The organism is Kitasatospora xanthocidica (genome assembly GCF_014656195.1).
Lineage (GTDB): Bacteria > Actinomycetota > Actinomycetes > Streptomycetales > Streptomycetaceae > Kitasatospora > Kitasatospora xanthocidica.
The window spans coordinates 123,765-140,694 of the sequence record NZ_BNBY01000010.1 but is presented as its reverse complement, the minus strand read 5'-3'; the positions used below and the strand labels follow the sequence as shown (position 1 = coordinate 140,694).

At 72.1% G+C, this 16,930-nt stretch carries 13 protein-coding genes; 4 read left to right on the top strand and 9 right to left on the bottom strand.

What is annotated here, in order from left to right; translation table 11 throughout:
• The first annotated feature begins 89 nt into the window (after positions 1-89).
• The gene (locus tag IE332_RS19970; RefSeq protein ID WP_189918202.1) at positions 90-308 is read left to right on the top strand and encodes an FmdB family zinc ribbon protein; all 219 of its coding nucleotides are present in this window, start codon (positions 90-92) and stop codon (positions 306-308) included.
• On the opposite strand, the gene IE332_RS19965 is transcribed toward IE332_RS19970, so the two are convergent.
• From IE332_RS19965 to IE332_RS19955, 3 genes are all read right to left on the bottom strand, one after another.
• Positions 305-1,147, bottom strand: coding sequence for an HAD family hydrolase (locus IE332_RS19965; RefSeq protein WP_189918200.1), 843 nt, complete (start codon positions 1,145-1,147; stop codon positions 305-307). The two genes, IE332_RS19970 and IE332_RS19965, sit on opposite strands and share 4 nt — an antisense overlap.
• A complete protein-coding gene (locus IE332_RS19960) occupies positions 1,147-3,792 on the bottom strand; it encodes a phosphoribosyltransferase (RefSeq protein WP_189918198.1) in 2,646 nt (881 codons plus the stop codon). Before IE332_RS19960 ends, IE332_RS19965 begins: the two co-directional genes overlap by 1 nt.
• Positions 3,793-3,922: 130 nt before the next feature.
• Positions 3,923-5,131, bottom strand: a complete 1,209-nt coding sequence (locus IE332_RS19955) for an HpcH/HpaI aldolase/citrate lyase family protein (protein ID WP_189918196.1) — start codon at positions 5,129-5,131, stop codon at positions 3,923-3,925.
• Between the two features lie 375 nt (positions 5,132-5,506).
• Here IE332_RS19955 and IE332_RS19950 point away from each other — a divergent pair, with 375 nt between their 5' ends.
• Positions 5,507-6,697: a TerD family protein gene (locus IE332_RS19950; protein ID WP_189918194.1), complete on the top strand. Its 1,191-nt coding sequence runs from the start codon at positions 5,507-5,509 to the stop codon at positions 6,695-6,697.
• A gap of 116 nt (positions 6,698-6,813) precedes the next feature.
• Here the strand turns inward: IE332_RS19950 and IE332_RS19945 are convergent, their stop codons facing one another.
• Positions 6,814-7,560 carry a Tellurium resistance gene (locus tag IE332_RS19945; protein WP_189918193.1) on the bottom strand — a complete coding sequence of 249 codons (747 nt, stop codon included), beginning with the start codon at positions 7,558-7,560 and terminating at the stop codon, positions 6,814-6,816.
• Positions 7,561-8,079: 519 nt separating this feature from the next.
• Between IE332_RS19945 and IE332_RS19940 the strand changes: the two genes are divergently transcribed.
• Positions 8,080-9,294: a DUF2637 domain-containing protein gene (locus IE332_RS19940; RefSeq protein ID WP_189918190.1), complete on the top strand. Its 1,215-nt coding sequence runs from the start codon at positions 8,080-8,082 to the stop codon at positions 9,292-9,294.
• Between the two features lie 93 nt (positions 9,295-9,387).
• On the opposite strand, the gene IE332_RS19935 is transcribed toward IE332_RS19940, so the two are convergent.
• From IE332_RS19935 to IE332_RS19915, 5 genes are all read right to left on the bottom strand, one after another.
• Positions 9,388-10,482 carry a DUF475 domain-containing protein gene (locus tag IE332_RS19935; protein WP_189918188.1) on the bottom strand — a complete coding sequence of 365 codons (1,095 nt, stop codon included), beginning with the start codon at positions 10,480-10,482 and terminating at the stop codon, positions 9,388-9,390.
• A 146-nt stretch (positions 10,483-10,628) separates the two neighbouring features.
• Positions 10,629-11,207, bottom strand: coding sequence for a TerD family protein (locus IE332_RS19930; protein ID WP_189918186.1), 579 nt, complete (start codon positions 11,205-11,207; stop codon positions 10,629-10,631).
• Between the two features lie 304 nt (positions 11,208-11,511).
• Positions 11,512-12,087: a TerD family protein gene (locus tag IE332_RS19925; RefSeq protein WP_189918183.1), complete on the bottom strand. Its 576-nt coding sequence runs from the start codon at positions 12,085-12,087 to the stop codon at positions 11,512-11,514.
• Positions 12,088-12,406: 319 nt separating this feature from the next.
• Positions 12,407-12,865: a peroxiredoxin gene (locus tag IE332_RS19920; RefSeq protein ID WP_189918181.1), complete on the bottom strand. Its 459-nt coding sequence runs from the start codon at positions 12,863-12,865 to the stop codon at positions 12,407-12,409.
• 330 nt (positions 12,866-13,195) lie between these two features.
• The gene (locus IE332_RS19915; RefSeq protein ID WP_189918179.1) at positions 13,196-13,636 is read right to left on the bottom strand and encodes a DUF3052 domain-containing protein; all 441 of its coding nucleotides are present in this window, start codon (positions 13,634-13,636) and stop codon (positions 13,196-13,198) included.
• Between the two features lie 518 nt (positions 13,637-14,154).
• Here IE332_RS19915 and aceE point away from each other — a divergent pair.
• Positions 14,155-16,905: a pyruvate dehydrogenase (acetyl-transferring), homodimeric type gene (gene aceE / locus IE332_RS19910; RefSeq protein WP_189918177.1), complete on the top strand. Its 2,751-nt coding sequence runs from the start codon at positions 14,155-14,157 to the stop codon at positions 16,903-16,905.
• Positions 16,906-16,930: the final 25 nt, after the last annotated feature.

Sequence of the window (16,930 nt, the reverse complement as noted above, 5' to 3'; positions counted from 1 at the left end):
GCCGGGACACCCTCCGGGACCACCGCCCAGGGAGCTGCCGGAGTACCGGACGGGCACCGCCGGGCCGGCCCCCTCGGTACCCTGCCGGTATGCCACGCTACGACTTCCGCTGCCGCTCCTGCGGCGCCACCTTCGAGCTCCGCCGCCCGATGGCGCAGGCCAACGACCCCGCCGTCTGCCCGCAGGGCCACGAGGACACCGTGAAGCTGCTGTCCACCGTCGCCGTCACCGGCGCGGCCGCCGCCGGCCCGCAGGCCCCCTCCGCCGGCGGAGGGGGCGGCTGCTGCGGCGGCGGCTGCTGCGGTTAGCGCCCTACCGTTACGGCCTGACCCGCCGTAGCCCCGGCCAGGAAGCGCCGGACGATCTCCTCCCCCGCCGTCACCCCCACCTCGTCCAGGGCGGTGACGCCGGGGGCCGTCCAGCCGCTGTCCGCGAGTTCGCCGTGCCCGGGCCGCCACCCGGCGTCCGCCGCGAGCAGCAGGTCGGCGTCGAGCAGCGAGTCCCCGGCCGCGAGCACCGTGGTCGCGCCGCTGCGCCGGACGACCTCCTCCAGGGCGGCGCTCTTGGTGAGCGGTGCCGGGACGGCGTACACCTTGCGGCCCTGCAGCGAGACCGCCCAGCCGCGCTCGGCGCACCAGCCGGTCAGCTCCGCCAGCCAGCCTTCCGGCAGGGCGGCGCGCTCGACGACCAGGTAGGCGAACAGCTCGTCGGCGACGCGGCGCTTGTGCGTCCACTCCGGGTCGGCGCAGAGGGCGAGCCGTCGGACGACCTCCTCCAGCGGGACCGAGCCGGCGGCGATCCGCGCGGTGATCTCGGCCCGCCAGTCCCGGTCCGGTTCGCCGTCCACCAGCAGTTGCCCGCCGTTGGCGCAGATCGCGTACTCGGGGACGCGGCCGGGCGTCGGGCCGGGCAGGCTGACCCGCTCGTACTGCTCCGGCGTCCGGGTGGTGGTGGGGACGAAGCGGGTCTGCCGGGCGAGGTCGGCCAGCAGGCCGGCGGCCCGTTCGGTCATGAAGGACAGCGGCCGCCCCTGGTACACCTCGACGCAGAGCAGCGGCGGCGCGAGCCGGTCGGGGACGCCGAGGGCGAGGGCCCGGTCGGAGTAGATCAGCGTCCGGTCGAGATCGCTGGCCACCAGAACACCCATCAGGACTCCCCCTCGATGATCATGGATTCCGCGGCCGCGGCAGGCTCCGCGGACGCGGCGAACCCCACGGCCCCGGCAGGCCCCGCGGCTGCGGCAGGCTCCACGGCCCCGGCAGACCCCACAACCCCGGCGGCCCCGGCAGCCTCAGCGGACACCGCCGCCCGCCCGTCGGCCCCGGTCGCCCCGCGGCTGTAGCGCGGGTGGATCAGGCCGACGCAGGTGTACGGCAGGCCGTCCACCTCCTCGACCTCGACGCCGCGCTGGGCGGCGAGCAGCCGGACGTGGTCCAGGTCGGCGCCGGCGCCGCGACGGGCGAGGATCCGCCAGGGGACGCGGCGCAGCAGCACCCGGGTGGTCTCGCCCACGCCGGGCTTGACCAGGTTGACGTTGTCGATGCCGTACTCGGCGCTGATCCGCTCGACGGCGGCCCAGCCGGCCCAGTCGGGTGCCCGGTCCGGGTCGACGGAGAGCCGGTCGGCGCCCTCGGACGCCGCCGCGCGGACCTCCTCGAAGCAGGCGGCCACGGCGTCCAGGAAGACCGCGGAGACGTCGCTCCCGGCCAGCTCGGCGTAGTGCTTGGCGCCGTGGAAGTCGTCCGGGCCGATCAGCCCGGGCCGCAGTACGGTGCGCGAAACCAGCCCGGACACCGTGGAGTTGAGGCAGGCGGACGGGATCAGGAAGTCGTCCCGGGTGCCGTGGGTGCGCACGCAGCGGCCCGGGTCGGCGAGCACCGCGAGGTCCGGGTCGAAGCCGGTGCCGGCGAGCGCGTCGGCGAGTTCGCGGGTGATCGCGCCCTTGCCCGTCCAGCCGTCGACGAACACGACGTCCCGGGCCCGGTGGTGGGCGGCCAGGTACCGCAGGGCGACGGGGTCGATGCCGCGGCCCCGCACGATGGAGACGGCGTAGTGCGGCACGGTCAGGCCGTGGGCGAAGGCCAGCCAGCGGCGGATCAGGACGCCGACGGGCGTGCCGGCCCGGGCCAGTGAGGCGAGCACCAGCCCGGGGCCGCGCTCGCGCAGCAGCGTCTCGGCGACGGTGCCGACGGCGAGCGCGATCCGGCGGGCGGAACCGTGCAGCGCCTGGTGGAACAGCTCCTGGTACTCGGGGCTGGGCTGGTACTCGACCGGCAGCGACTCGGCGTAGTGCGCGCCGCCGTTCTGGACGGCCTCCTCGCGCTCCTCGGTGGGCGCCTCCAGCGCGACCCCGGAGAGGTCCTTGAGCAGCCAGGCCACCTCCTCGGCCCGGTACGAGGAGAACGCCGGCCCGTACAGGGGTGCGGGCAACGACGGAACGGGCACCGCCGACGGGCCGCCGGCCTCCGGCCGGTACGACGGCAGCACCGCGAGCACCACCCGGTCGGTGACCTCCCGCAGCTGCCCGAGCAGCGCCCGCTCGCCCCGGTGCAGCGCCGGGGTGTCGGCGACGTCGTCCACCACCAGCACGACGGCGTCGAAGCGCCGCGCCGGGTCGCTGCCGGGGGCGACGTTGTACGCGTAGCGCTCGCGCGAGGCATCGTCCCGCGGGTCGTCGTGGGCGGGGAAGGCCAGCCGGGTGCGGATGGCGTAGCCGGGGTCGTCCACCGCGAGGACGGGCGAGCGGGTGGTGGTGGAGTAGCGGACGCGGTCCTCGCCGAGGTGCCCGGCCAGGGCGTCGGCCAGGCGCAGCGGCGCGTACATCAGCTCCTCGAAGCCGAGGACGAGCACCCGGTGCGCCTCGGCGGGCAGGGCCTCGGCCAGCTGCCCGGCGAGCCGGGGCAGGGCGGCGTCCAGCCGGGCGCGGTCGCGGGGGGTGAAGCCGTGCCGCCCGCCGTCGGGGAGCCCGGCGGGCCAGTCCAGCGCGACCCGGGCCAGCGGCGCGAGGCCGGCCGCAGCGACGGAACCACCCGCAGCACCAGCCGCACCCACCGGGGCCACCGCACCCACCGCCGACGTGCCGCCCGTCGCCTCGGCGATCAGCCGCTCGGCCCGGTCCAGCAGGTCCTCGGGCAGCTCGACGCCGCCGCTCGCGGTGGCGACCAGGTCCAGCCGGACGCCGAGGTCGGCGGCGGCGTCGGCGAGCCGGGTGCGGTCCTCGGCGGAGCGCAGGTCGACCAGGGCGACCACGACGTAGTGGTCGCGCGGGTGCCGGGCGTGCAGTTCCCGGATGGTGTTGAGCACCGTCCGGCCGGTGGAGAACTCGTCGTCCACCAGCACCAGCGGACCGTCCCCGGCGAGGAGTGCGGGGTCGGCCGGGAGCAGCAGGTGCGAGGTGGCGTGCGAGTGCTCCTCCTCGAAGCCGCCGAGGGGGGTCATCCCGGGCACCGGCCGGCGGGTGGAGTGCAGGTAGGGGGCGTCGAGGCCGTCCGCGACGCTGTGGCCGAGGCCGGTGGCGGTCTCCGCGTAGCCGAGGACGACGGCCCGGGCGGACGCCTCCTCGCCGAGCAGCTCGCGGACCCTGCCGCCGAGTTCGAGCCCGGCGCCGTGGACCACGGCGGGCCGCTGCGGCACGTGCTTGCCGAGCACGTTGGAGACCAGCAGGTGGGCGCGCTTGCGGTTCTCCCGGAGGGCCAGGCCGACGAGTTCGGGGAGGCGCTCGGAGCCGGTGAGCACGATCCCGGCCCGGTCGGAGACCCAACGGCCGGTCCACGTCTGCGGTGTTGCTGTCACTGCTGGTCCTGCCTTCGGTGGTGCGGTGGTGCGTGCGGTCGTGCGTGCGGTGGCACGTACAAATCGTGCAGTGCTGCAGTGCTGCGTTCGTCCTATCCGCCGTACCGGAACGGGAGGAAACGGCCCGGCCTCAGCCGCACAAACAGGCCGAGAGCAGTTCGGCGAAGCTGACGTCCTCCCTGGCCACCCCGAACACCTCCGCCCGCAGCAGTATCCGCTCCGCCCAGGCCCGGTGCGGCCGTGCCTCGTTCATCTTGTTGGTGTACGCCGAGCGCAGTACCCCGCCGCCGTCCTGCTCCTGCCGGAGGATGTCCCGGGCGTCGCAGTACTCCTCGTGCGTGACGACGGAGAGGGCGTGCACGGCGGGCACGTGGCTGGGGTGGATGCAGGTCTTGCCGAGCAGGCCGTTGGCCCGGTCGAGTTCGACCTCCCGGATCAGCCCGTCCAGGTCGTGCTCGATGATCCGCCGGCGGACCTCCTCGCCGGAGGCCCCGGCCGTCCCGGCGGGCGCGGCGAACGAGGCCTCCGCGAACGGGGTGCGGCGCAGTTGGGGCTTGAACATCCGCTCCTGCACCGGGAAGTACTCCCAGACCGGCCCGGTGACGGTGTGCCCCGTGCCGTCCGCCCGGCCGAGCACGTTGACGACGTCCCCGATCACCGCCGCGACCAGCGCGACGTCGTACGCGGTGAGGTCGGGCGAGCGCCGCAGGCCGTACGCGGAGCAGAGGTCGGTGACCCCGAGCCGGACGGCGAGCACCCGGTCCCGGTGCGCGGCGAGCAGCGCGGCGATGCCGAAGAGCTGCTCGCGCCGGGTCTCCAGGTGGGCGAGTCCGGGTGATTCGAGGACGGGCATGGCGAACAGCCGCCGTCCGGTCGCGGCCTCGGCGGCGGCGAGCGCGACCAGGTAGTCGCCGCCGTTCTCCGGGGTGAACTTGGGCAGGACGAAGCCGCTGAGCAGCTCGACGGCCGGACCCAGGCGCACGGCCAGGTCGGGAATCTGGGAGGCGGCCCGGACTCTGATGAAGAGCAGTGGGTGATCCTGTGCGCAGTCGGTGAAATCCTTGACCAGGTCATTCAACTGCTCGACCAGGTTCCGCTCGCCGGCGCCCACCTCGTGGTCGGCGATGGCGTCCTCCAGGCAGAGCACCATGGAGACGACGCCCCGAGCAGCCTGTTTGCGGATGTCCGCGGCCAGCGCGGGCCTGGTGGCCGGGCTGTAGAGGGTGCCGCCGAGGGCGGTGGCGAGCACCTCGGGCTCGCTCTGCGCGGTGAACGCGCGCGGCTGCTCCAGGAAGAGCCGACCGCGTACGTCCTCGGCGAGGTGGCCGAAATGGCGCAAGGTGCTCTCCTCCGGGAAGTGGACGGGCCTGCGGCCCCTTGCCGACGACGCCTGGCGACGCTTGGCGACGCCCCCGCCACCGGCCGACACCCTGGTCAACCGGCTGACCGGGCCCGTGGTTCCCCGGACGCGCCGCCGGCCGGCGCCCCTCCGGCGAATCCCCCGGGGGCCCTACGACCGCCCATCGTACGGACGGGATCCGGCCGCTCCCGGTTCCCCTGCACTGAACTCCCGGAACATCCCGGTCCACTTGGACGATCATGGGCGTGGCGGCGGCAAACCCCGGGAAGCGCAAGTCTTGGCAAAGTCCGCCGCGGCGCGAACCGCTCCGGTCACGTTGTCCGAAGGGGTGGCGAACAGGCAGGATGGTCCGCTATGACGCACGTGATGGCCAAGGGCGCCAACATCGCACTGCCGGCGGCGGCGGTCCGCGCCGTGCTGCGCTGGAGCGCCACGCCCGGTGCGCCGGACGTGGACGCGTCCGCGCTGCTGCTCGGCGCCACCGGCAGGGTCCGTTCGGACGCCGACTTCGTCTTCTACAACCAGCCGCGCCACCCCTCCGGCCTGGTCCGCCACCTGCCCAAACAGCAGACCTCCGGCGGCACCGAGATCGCCGACACGATCGAGGTCGAGCTCGGCAAGCTGCCCGCCGACGTGGACCGCGTGGTGCTGGCCGGCTCCTCCGAGGGCGGGTCGTTCCGCGCGGTGCCGGGCCTGCGGCTGCTGCTGTTCGACGCCGCGGCCGGTGACGGCGCGCCCGCGCTCGCCGAGTTCGCGATCACCGACGCGGAGAGCGTCACCGCCCTGGTCGCGGGCGAGCTGTACCGCCGGGCCGGGTCCTGGAAGTTCCGGGCGATCGGCCAGGGCTACACCTCCGGGCTGATCGGCCTGGCCACCGATTTCGGCATCACCGTCGAGGACGAGGCCGCGGGCGACGCGCCCGGCCTGGCACCGACCCCGGCACCCGCCTCCACCGCCTCGCCCACCGGCGCGGTGGACCCGCGCAGCACCCCGCTGCCGGACCCGCGCTCGAACACCGCCGAGCCGGGCACCTTCACCCTGGCCCCGGCCGTCCCGCAACCGCAGACCCCGGCGGGGCCGCCGGCCGCTCCGGTCCCGGTCGGCGCCGCCACCGGCGCGCCGGCTAACGCCCCGGCCACCCCGCCGCCGCCCACGGCCCCGCCGACCATGCCCCCGACCGTCCCGCCTGCCCCGCCCACCCCGCCGCCGGGCCACCGGCCCGGCACCGGCTACGGCTACCCCCAGCAGCAGCCCGGCACGGGGTACGGCTACCCGCAGCAGCAGCCCGCGACCGGCTACGGCTACCCGCAGCCGAACCAGCCGTACCCGGCGCAGCAGCCGGGCACCGGTTACGGCTACCCCCAGCCGAACCAGCCCGTCCCGCCGCAGCCGCAGCCGCACCAGAGCGGCTACGGCTACCCGCAGCAGCCCGGCACCGGCCAGCAGCCGCCCGTCCCGCCGCAGCCTCCGGCGGCCCAGCCGCCGGCACCCACCGGCGAGGAGTTCGCCCTGCCCCCGCAGGGCCCGCAGTTCCAGCCCCGCTGACGACACCGGCCCGCTGACGACGCCCGCCCGGGACGGCGGCCGCCCCACGACGGCGGCCCCGCCCCGGGGTCACGGCCCGAGCAGGCACACGCCCAGCCCCAGCCGCGCGCCCCGCCTCACTCGCCGCCCGACTGGTTCTTGTAGCCGCGCTGCCACTGCATCCCGAAGCCGTACAGCCGGTCGATGTCCGCCTGGAACCCGTTGACGTACCGCACCTCGCGGCGGACCGTCAGCTGGTTGTCGCCCGCGTTCTCGATCAGCACCACGGCGCAGGAGCGCGCCGCCCTGGCCCGTTCCTCCAGCTTGATCTCGATCCGCGGGCCGGTCTGCGGCACGATCGTCACCACCGCCTGGGACTGCTCGAAGGCCGGTGTGCCGTCGTAGATGTAGACGAAGATCAGCAGCCGCTTGAACTTGTCCTTCTTCTCCAGGTTGACGTACATCGTCTCGCCCGACGGCGCCCCGTACTGGTCGTCGCCGCTGAGCTTGATGAACGGCGCGCTCTGGAGGTCGCCGAAGAGCCCGCCGAGCGGCTGCACCACACCCGTCGAGCCGTCGGACAGTTCGTACATGCAGGCCAGGTCGAGGTCGACGTTCATCGGCTCGTTCTGCGGCGAGTCCGGCTCCTGCGGGCTGAAGATCCTCGGGCTGAAGAACCGCTTGATCGAGTCCCCGGCGCTCGGCCGGCCGGCGCCCGCGCGCATCGACCAGTGCAGGTTGACGTAGAGGTAGCCGGTGGTGGCAGCCGACCCGGTGATCGCGTGCTGCGGGGACGACTTGGTGAGTATGACCTTGTGCTGACCACCCGGGTTGTCGAAGGTGTAGCTCTTGTCCCCGCGCAGGTACTCCCAGATCGAGACCATCCCGCCCTCTCCCCTGCCTTCCGCCAGGCGTTCTGACGGTCCGCCGACCAATGATCGGGCATCGGCCCGGCCGACGGATACCCCGTCCGCCTGGTCCCCTACCCAGTCCGGCCGCCGAACGGCCAGCGAACGACCACCGAACGACCTCCGACCGGCCTCCGACAACCTCCCGACCGGCCACCGACCGGCCACCGCCGCCGGCCCCGCGACGAACCGAGCAGCACGCGTACCCCCGAACACCCAAGCGAACAAAGGGTGGGACGGAGAAGGAACCACGGACGAACCGGGGGCGAACGGGCGGGTCGATTGGCCGGAGCAAGCCGCCCTCCCGTAACATGCCGCCCCTTCGGACGCGATATCGTCTAGCCGCACAGGTGTCCCGTCCGCCCTCGCGCGGACACGGTGGGGCACGCCGTGCGGCGACGAACGATCCGTCAGGCAGTGCCCGCACGGCGGGACCTGACCGCCCGTGTCGCCCTGTGTACCTGTCCCCTTCGGAAACCCGAGGCCCGACCCGCAATGAACCTGACCTCCATACAGCTGGTCTGGACCGTCGTCGGCGGCGCAGCCCTGCTGTTCGTCGCCGTCCTGATGGCGACGCTGCGTTTCAAGAGCTCGAAGACGGACGAGGCCACCGACTCCTGGGAGCGCAGCGAGGAGCGCCGCCGCCGCAAGGAGATGATCTACGGCATCTCCTCGTACACGCTGCTGTTCTGCTGCGCCGGTGTCGCCGCCGCGCTCTCCTTCCACGGCCTGGTCGGCTTCGGCAAGGAGAACCTGGGCCTGTCCGACGGCTGGGAGTACCTCGTCCCGTTCGGCCTGGACGGCGCCGCGATGTTCTGCTCGGTGCTCGCCGTCCGCGAGGCCAGCCACGGTGACGCCGCGCTCGGTTCCCGCCTGCTGGTCTGGGTGTTCGCGATCGCCTCGGCCTGGTTCAACTGGGTGCACGCCCCGCGCGGCTTCGGCCACGCCGGCGCCCCGCAGTTCTTCTCCGGCATGTCGATCTCGGCGGCGATCCTGTTCGACCGGGCGCTGAAGCAGACCCGCAAGGCCGCGCTGCGCGAGCAGGGCCTGGTGCCCCGCCCGCTGCCGCAGATCCGCATCGTCCGCTGGCTGCGCGCCCCGCGCGAGACCTACGCGGCCTGGTCGCTGATGCTGCTGGAGAACGTCCGCAGCCTGGACGAGGCGGTCGAGGAGGTGCGCGAGGAGCGCCAGGCGAAGCTGGACGCCAAGGTCCGCGCCCGCACCGCCGACCGGCGCGAGCGCGCCGAGCTGAAGGCCATCTCCCGCCAGGGCGGCGGCATGCTCGCCCGGGCCCGGGGCGGCCGCCAGGTGCCCGCGCTGACGGCTGCCGGAGACGGCCCGAGCGCTACGGAGCCTGCCCCAGCCGCGGAGACCGACGCCACCTCGACGGCCTCCGGCTCCTCCTACGAGCCCGCCGCGCTGGACCCCGGCCGCCGCCCCCGCGCCGCCGTCGGCTCCTCGTACTCCTCGTCCTACTCCTCGCCCTCGACGTACTCCTCGCCGTCGGCCTCCTCCGCTTCCTCCTCCTCGTACTCGTCCACGTACTCCTCGTCGTCCTACTCGTCCTCCTCGTCCTCGTCGTCCGACTCCACCGGTTCGTCCCGGCGCGGCTCGGCGATCGACCTGACGGCCGACGACGACACCCTGTCGATGCCGAAGCTGGACTCGCTGGAGCGCAAGCTGCGCGCGATCGAGCAGCAGCTCGGCTGACCACGCCGTCGGCGCCCCCGCGCCGCCCGCAGGACACACGAAACGGCCGCCCCCGGGAAACCCCGGAGGCGGCCGTTTCGTGTGCCGGGCGGACTACTTGCCGCTGCCGACCAGCTCCGGTTCCTCGTCCGCGCCCTCGCGCCGGTTGCGGATGATCGACGAGCCGAGCGCGAGCCCGATGAAGGCGACGCCGATCAGGCCGGTGACGATCTCCGGGATGTGGTACTTGATCCCGACCAGCAGGATGACCGACAGCGCGCCGATCGCGTAGTGCGCGCCGTGCTCCAGGTAGACGTAGTCGTCCAGGGTGCCCTTGCGGACCAGGAAGACGGTCAGCGAGCGGATGTACATCGCGCCGATGCCGAGGCCCAGGGTGATCTGGAAGATGTCGCTGGAGATGGCGAACGCGCCGACCACGCCGTCGAAGGAGAACGACGCGTCCAGGACCTCCAGGTAGAGGAACAGGAAGAACGCCGCCTTGCCGCCGACCTGGAGGATCGACTTGCCGGACTTCTCGGCCTCCTCCTCGCGCTCCTCCTCGGCCTCCAGGCCCGACTCGAAGATCGAGGAGAGGCCGCCGACGATGAGGTAGGTGACCAGGCCGAGGACGCCCGCGAGCAGGACGGTCTCGGCGTGCTCGCCGGCGAAGAAGTTGGAGGCCAGCAGCAGCGCGACCAGGGCGACGACGGAGGAGAAGGCCTCCAGCTTGCCGACCTTCTCCAGCGGGCGCTCGATCCAGGCCAGCCAGTTGTAGTCCTTCTCCTCGAACACGAAGTCCAGGAAGATCATCAGCAGGAAGACGCCACCGAAGGCCGCGATGGCCGGGTTGGCCGCCTCCAGGTACTGGCCGTAGGTCAGGCCGTCGTGGGTCTTGTCGGAGTGGAGCGCGAGGTCGATGACCGTCGCGGGGTTGAGCTTCGCGGTGAGGCCGACGACCAGCAGCGGGAAGACCAGGCGCATGCCGAAGACGGCGATGAGCACGCCGACGGTCAGGAAGATCTTCTGCCAGTACGGGTTCATCCGCTTCAACACCGTGGCGTTGACCACCGCGTTGTCGAACGACAGGGAGATCTCCAGGATGGAGAGGATCAGCACGATGCCGAAGCCTTGGGCTCCCCAGAGCAGTCCGGCCGCGACCAGGCCGATGGCGGTGATCGCGAACGACCAGCCGAATGTGCGGAGGAACACGGGAGTTGGCTACCTTTCGGGTTCTGGCCGTGCCGGGGGCGGCCTCGTCCCCGAGACGCCCTGACCGGGCCGGGCCCGGTCAGGTCTCCCCCGCACTGCCCTCAGTTCTCATGATCGGGTCGGGTGCGATGGTCCGATTTCCGCCCTTACTGTACGTTCACACCGAAGTCGAGCGCGATACCGCGCAGGCCGGAGGCGTACCCCTGGCCCACCGCGCGGAACTTCCACTCGCCCGCGTAGCGGTACAGCTCGCCGAAAATCATCGCCGTCTCGCTGGACGCGTCCTCGGACAGGTCGTAGCGGGCGATCTCCTGGCCGTCGACCGAGTTGACGACCCGGATGTAGGCGTTGCGGACCTGACCGAAGTTCTGCAGCCGCGCCTCGGCGTCGTAGATCGACACCGCGAAGATCACCTTGTCGGCCTGGGCCGGGACGAGGTCCAGGTTGACCAGGACCACCTCGTCGTCACCCGTGTCGTCGCCCCCGGTGAGGTTGTCGCCCTGGTGCTCCACCGAGCCCTCGGGGCTCTTGAGGTTGTTGTAGAAGACGAAGTACTCGTCACCGAGCACCCGCCCCCCACCGCAGAGCAGGGCGCTCGCGTCGAGGTCGAACGGGGCGCCCGTGGTCGAACGGGCGGACCAGCCGAGGCCGATCTGGACCTGCGTCAGGTTCGGCGCGGCCTTGGTGAGCGAGACGTTGCCGCCCTTCGCGAGCGTGACCACCATGACGTTCTTCCTCCCTTGCTTCTCCCGGGGCGCCTTAAAGGTGTAGTCCCCCACGGCCCCGGCCGACCGGCTTTGGTCGGCTGAACTTCCTGAACTCACATCCTCGCAGCGTGACGGGCCCCCGCGGCACCGGGTCCGACGAACCCCCGACCGACCCGCGCCCGTCCGTACGACCGCCCGAGCGACGACCGCCCGACGACGGCGCCGACAGCCGCGCCCGCGCCCGTACGGAACCGGGGCGGCCCCGGACCTCGGAGGTCCGGGGCCGCCCCGGGAAGCGGCGCCACAGGGCGCCGGCGAGGACTCAGACGTTGACGCCGAAGTCCTGCGCGATGCCGCGCAGGCCGGAGGCGTAGCCCTGGCCGATGGCGCGGAACTTCCACTCGCCGCCGTTGCGGTACAGCTCGCCGAAGACCATCGCGGTCTCGGTGGAGGCGTCCTCGGAGAGGTCGTAGCGGGCGAGCTCCACGTTGTCCGCCTGGTTCACCACGCGGATGAAGGCGTTGCGCACCTGGCCGAAGTTCTGGCCGCGGGTCTCGGCGTCGTAGATCGACACCGGGAAGACGATCTTCTCCACGTCCGCCGGGACGCCGGCCAGGTTGACCTTGATCGCCTCGTCGTCGCCCTCGCCCTCACCGGTCAGGTTGTCACCGGTGTGCTCGACCGAGCCGTCCGGGCTCTTCAGGTTGTTGAAGAAGACGAAGTTGCCGTCCGAGGCGACCTTGCCCTGGGCGTTGCAGAGCAGTGCGCTGGCGTCCAGGTCGAAGTCCGCGCCGGTGGTGGTACGGACGTCCCAGCCCAGCCCGACGACCACGGCCGTGAGCCCTGGGGCCTCCTTGGTGAGCGAGACGTTGCCGCCCTTGCTGAGGCTGACTCCCACGTGTCCTCCAAGAATCGGGAGGCACGCCCTGTGGTGGTGCCCCCGGTGGTGCGGTCCGGGGCACGGGGAGACCGATCGACTCCCGCACCCCACCCCGCCAACGGCCCGAGCGTAGTACGCGGTTCCCGTCCGCAGCGCGGTTCGAGCCGGACACGGCCGTTCGACACCCGGCCGGACGGGGCCCGACCCGCGGACCGGACCGAACCGGGCCGTACGAACCGGATCCGAACCGGGCCGAACCGGCGCCGGACCAGGTCCGAGCCGGCCCGGACAGGGCCCGAGCCGGCCCGGACAGGGCTCGAACGGCCGGGGCGGGGCCTCAGAGCCCGGCGAGCACCTTCAGGTACTCCTGTTCGTCCCGGGCGTCCGGGAGGCCGTTGACGACGCTCCAGCGCACCGCGCCCGCCCGGTCGATCACGAAGGTGCCGCGCAGCGGGCAGCCGCGCTCCTCGTCCAGGACGCCGTACGCCCGGGCGACCTCGCCGTGCGGCCAGAAGTCGGCCAGCAGCGGGAACTCCAGGCCCTCCCGGTCGGCGAGGGTCCGCTGGGAGAACTGCGAGTCGCAGGAGAGGCCGAGCACCTGGACGTCGTCGTTCTGCAGCCCGGCCAGCTCGCGCTGGATCGCACCCAGCTCGCCGGTGCAGACCCCGGTGAAGGCGAACGGGTAGAAGACCAGGACGACGTTCTTCTCGCCGCGGAAGTCGGTGAGCCGGACCGGCTCCCCGTGCTGGTTGTTGAGCTCGAAGTCCGGAGCCTGGGTGCCGACCTCGACGGCCATGGAGGGGACCTTTCTGACGCGACCGGGGCCGCGCGGCGGGCGCGGCTGGCCACATCCTCGCATTCGTTCACGGGCGTTCGGCCGAACGGATGAGGCGGGCCGGCCGGGCGCCCGCCCCCTTTCGCCCTGGGCGAACGCGCCGAGCGACCCTGATCGGCCCCGAGCGACCCGAGTAACCCCCGGCGACTCCGGGCGACCCCGACCGCCCCGAGAGCCCCCGGGCAGCCCCAGGCAATCCCCGGCCGCCCCGAGAGCCCCCCGCCCGCAAAAGCGCCGGGCCCCGTCGGAGTGAGACTCCGACGGGGCCCGGCGAGGGGCTTCAGAACCCGTTCAGCGCTTGCCGCCCGGCTTCGCCGTGGACTTGGTCGCGAGTCGCGTGGCCGCCCAGTCCTTGACGATGTTGATCGAGCTGGTCTGCGAGAGGCCCGCGGTCTTGGCCGCGTCGCTGATGTCGGAGGCCTCGATGTGGCCGTCCCGCCCGGTCTTGGGCGTCATCAGCCAGATGACGCCGCCCTCGGCGAGGTACTCCAGCGAGTCGACGAGGGAGTCGGTGAGGTCCCCGTCGTCGTCGCGGTGCCACAGCAGGACGGCGTCCGCGACGTCGTCGTAGTCCTCGTCGACGAGATCCGCGCCGGTGATCTCCTCGATGCCCTCGCGGAGGTCCTGGTCAGTGTCTTCGTCGTACCCCAGCTCCTGGATGATCTGGCCCTCTTCGAAGCCGAGACGGGTAGCCGGGTTGGACTTGTCCGCGGGGTCCGCGGTCGCGCTCACGGGAATAACCTCCAGTATTCGGCTCGGCGTCCATGCCGAGGCTGTGGCCGTAGTCCACACGGGCGCGGCGGTTCGCGCAAGTACCCGACCCCCGATCCCCTCCAAAGGTTGACGTGTCGCACGGGACACGCCGGTTCCACGTGTCGGGAATCACACCGATTTGCCCTTCTCTGCGTAGGACAACGATGCTTCGGGTGGTCCCGGCCCACAGGCCGTACGCGTGCCCGAGATGCGAACGGCATTCGGGGTCCGCGCGTGCGCGGGCGTAGAGTCTCCTGTTGGCCCTCACCCCGGCCGCCCGCCATCGGGCGGACGGGACACCAGGTCGGACCACCTCTTTTCGTAACACCCGGGGGTGTGCGGAGCGGACGAAGACGCCCGCGCCGCTCACCACCAGACCGGACCGTCCACCAGGCGGAACGGTTACCGATCGGTAGAGATGACGGATCTCCGAGCGCGGTAGCACGATGGAGGCGGCGCGACACACCTCTAGTTTCGACCGACAGTGAAGGAACAGCGTGGCTTCCGGATCCGATCGCAACCCGATCATCATTGGCGGCCTTCCGAGTCAGGTCCCGGACTTCGATCCCGAGGAGACCGCGGAATGGCTGGAGTCGCTCGATGCGGCCATCGACGAGCGGGGGCGTGAGCGTGCCCGTTACCTGATGCTGCGGCTGATCGAGCGCGCCCGCGAGAAGCGTGTCGCCGTGCCCGAGATGCGCAGCACGGACTACGTCAACACCATCGCCACTAAGGACGAGCCGTTCTTCCCCGGCAACGAGGAGATCGAGCGCAAGATCCTCAACGCGACCCGGTGGAACGCGGCCGTCATGGTCTCCCGGGCGCAGCGCCCGGGCATCGGCGTGGGTGGCCACATCGCCACCTTCGCCTCCTCCGCGTCGCTCTACGACGTCGGCTTCAACTACTTCTTCCGCGGCAAGGACGCCGAGGGCGAGTCCGGCGACCAGATCTTCTTCCAGGGTCACGCCTCCCCCGGCATCTACGCCCGCGCCTTCCTCCTGGACCGACTCACCGAGCAGCAGCTCGACGCGTTCCGCCAGGAGAAGTCGAAGGCCCCGTACGGCCTCTCCAGCTACCCGCACCCGCGGCTCATGCCGGACTTCTGGGAGTTCCCGACCGTCTCGATGGGCCTCGGCCCGCTCGGCGCGATCTACCAGGCCCGGATGAACCGCTACCTGGAGCACCGCGGCATCAAGGACACCTCCGACTCCCAGGTGTACGCCTTCCTGGGCGACGGCGAGATGGACGAGCCCGAGTCGCTCGGCCAGCTGTCCCTGGCCGCCCGCGAGGGCCTGGACAACCTGACCTTCGTGGTCAACTGCAACCTGCAGCGCCTCGACGGCCCGGTCCGCGGCAACGGCAAGATCATCCAGGAGCTGGAGTCCCAGTTCCGGGGTGCCGGCTGGAACGTGATCAAGCTCATCTGGGACCGCAGCTGGGACCCGCTGCTCGCGCAGGACCGCGACGGCGTCCTGGTCAACAAGCTGAACACCACGGTGGACGGCCAGTTCCAGACCTACGCCACCGAGTCCGGCGAGTACATCCGCGAGCACTTCTTCGGTTCCGACCTGCGCCTGCGCAAGATGGTCGAGAGCATGACCGACCAGCAGATCCAGCACCTGGGTCGCGGCGGCCACGACCACAAGAAGATCTACGCGGCGTTCAAGGCGGCCCGCGAGCACAAGGGCCAGCCGACGGTCATCCTCGCCCAGACCGTCAAGGGCTGGACGCTGGGCCCCAACTTCGAGGGCCGCAACGCCACCCACCAGATGAAGAAGCTGACGGTCGAGGACCTGAAGCGCTTCCGCGACCGGCTGCACCTGCCGATCACCGACAAGCAGCTCGACGAGGGCTACCCGCCCTACTACCACCCGGGCCGCAACTCGGAAGAGATCCAGTACATGCACGACCGCCGGCAGGGCCTGGGCGGCTTCGTGCCGACCCGCAAGGTCCGCCCGCGGCAGCTGGAACTGCCCGGCGACGACGCGTACAAGGCGGTCAAGAAGGGTTCCGGCAACCAGACCATCGCCACCACCATGGCGTTCGTCCGGGTGCTCAAGGACCTCATGCGGGACAAGGGCATCGGCAACCGCTTCGTGCCGATCGCGCCCGACGAGTACCGCACCTTCGGCATGGACTCGCTCTTCCCGTCGGCGAAGATCTACAACCCGCTCGGCCAGACCTACGAGTCGGTCGACCGGGACCTGCTCCTCGCCTACAAGGAGTCGCCGACCGGCCAGATGCTGCACGACGGCATCTCCGAGGCCGGCTGCACCGCCTCGCTGATCGCCGCGGGCTCGGCCTACGCCACCCACGGCGAGCCGCTGATCCCGGTGTACGTCTTCTACTCGATGTTCGGGTTCCAGCGCACCGGCGACCAGTTCTGGCAGATGGCCGACCAGCTGGCCCGCGGCTTCGTGATCGGCGCCACCGCCGGCCGCACCACCCTGACCGGTGAGGGCCTGCAGCACGCCGACGGTCACTCGCACCTGCTGGCCTCGACCAACCCCGGCGTCGTCGCGTACGACCCGGCGTACGGCTTCGAGATCGCGCACATCGTCCAGGACGGTCTGCGCCGGATGTACGGCTCCAGCGCCGAACACCCGAACGGCGAGGACGTGTTCTACTACATGACCGTCTACAACGAGCCGATCAAGATGCCGGCCGAGCCCGAGAACGTGGACGTCGAGGGCATCCTCAAGGGTCTGCACAAGTACGCTCCGGCGACCGCCGGCCAGATCCCGGCCCAGATCCTCGCCTCCGGCGTGGCCGTGCCGTGGGCCCTGGAGGCCCAGCGCATCCTGGCCGAGGAGTGGAACGTCAAGGCCGACGTCTGGTCCGCGACCTCCTGGAACGAGCTGCGCCGCGACGCGGTGGAGGCCGAGGAGTTCAACCTGCTGCACCCCGAGGAGCCGCAGCGGGTGCCGTACGTCACCCAGAAGCTGCAGGGCTCCGAGGGCCCGGTCGTCGCGGTGTCCGACTGGATGCGCGCCGTGCCGGACCAGATCTCCCGCTGGGTGCCGGGCCAGTACCAGTCGCTGGGCGCCGACGGCTTCGGCTTCGCCGACACCCGTGGCGCGGCCCGTCGCTTCTTCCACATCGACGCGCAGTCGGTCGTCCTGGGCGTGCTCACCGAGCTCGCCAAGCAGGGCAAGATCGACCGCTCGGCGCTGAAGGAAGCGATCGACCGCTACCAGCTGCTCGACGTGACGGCTGCCGACCCGGGCTCCGCCGGCGGCGAGGCCTGATCACCGGCTAGACGACGAAGGGCCG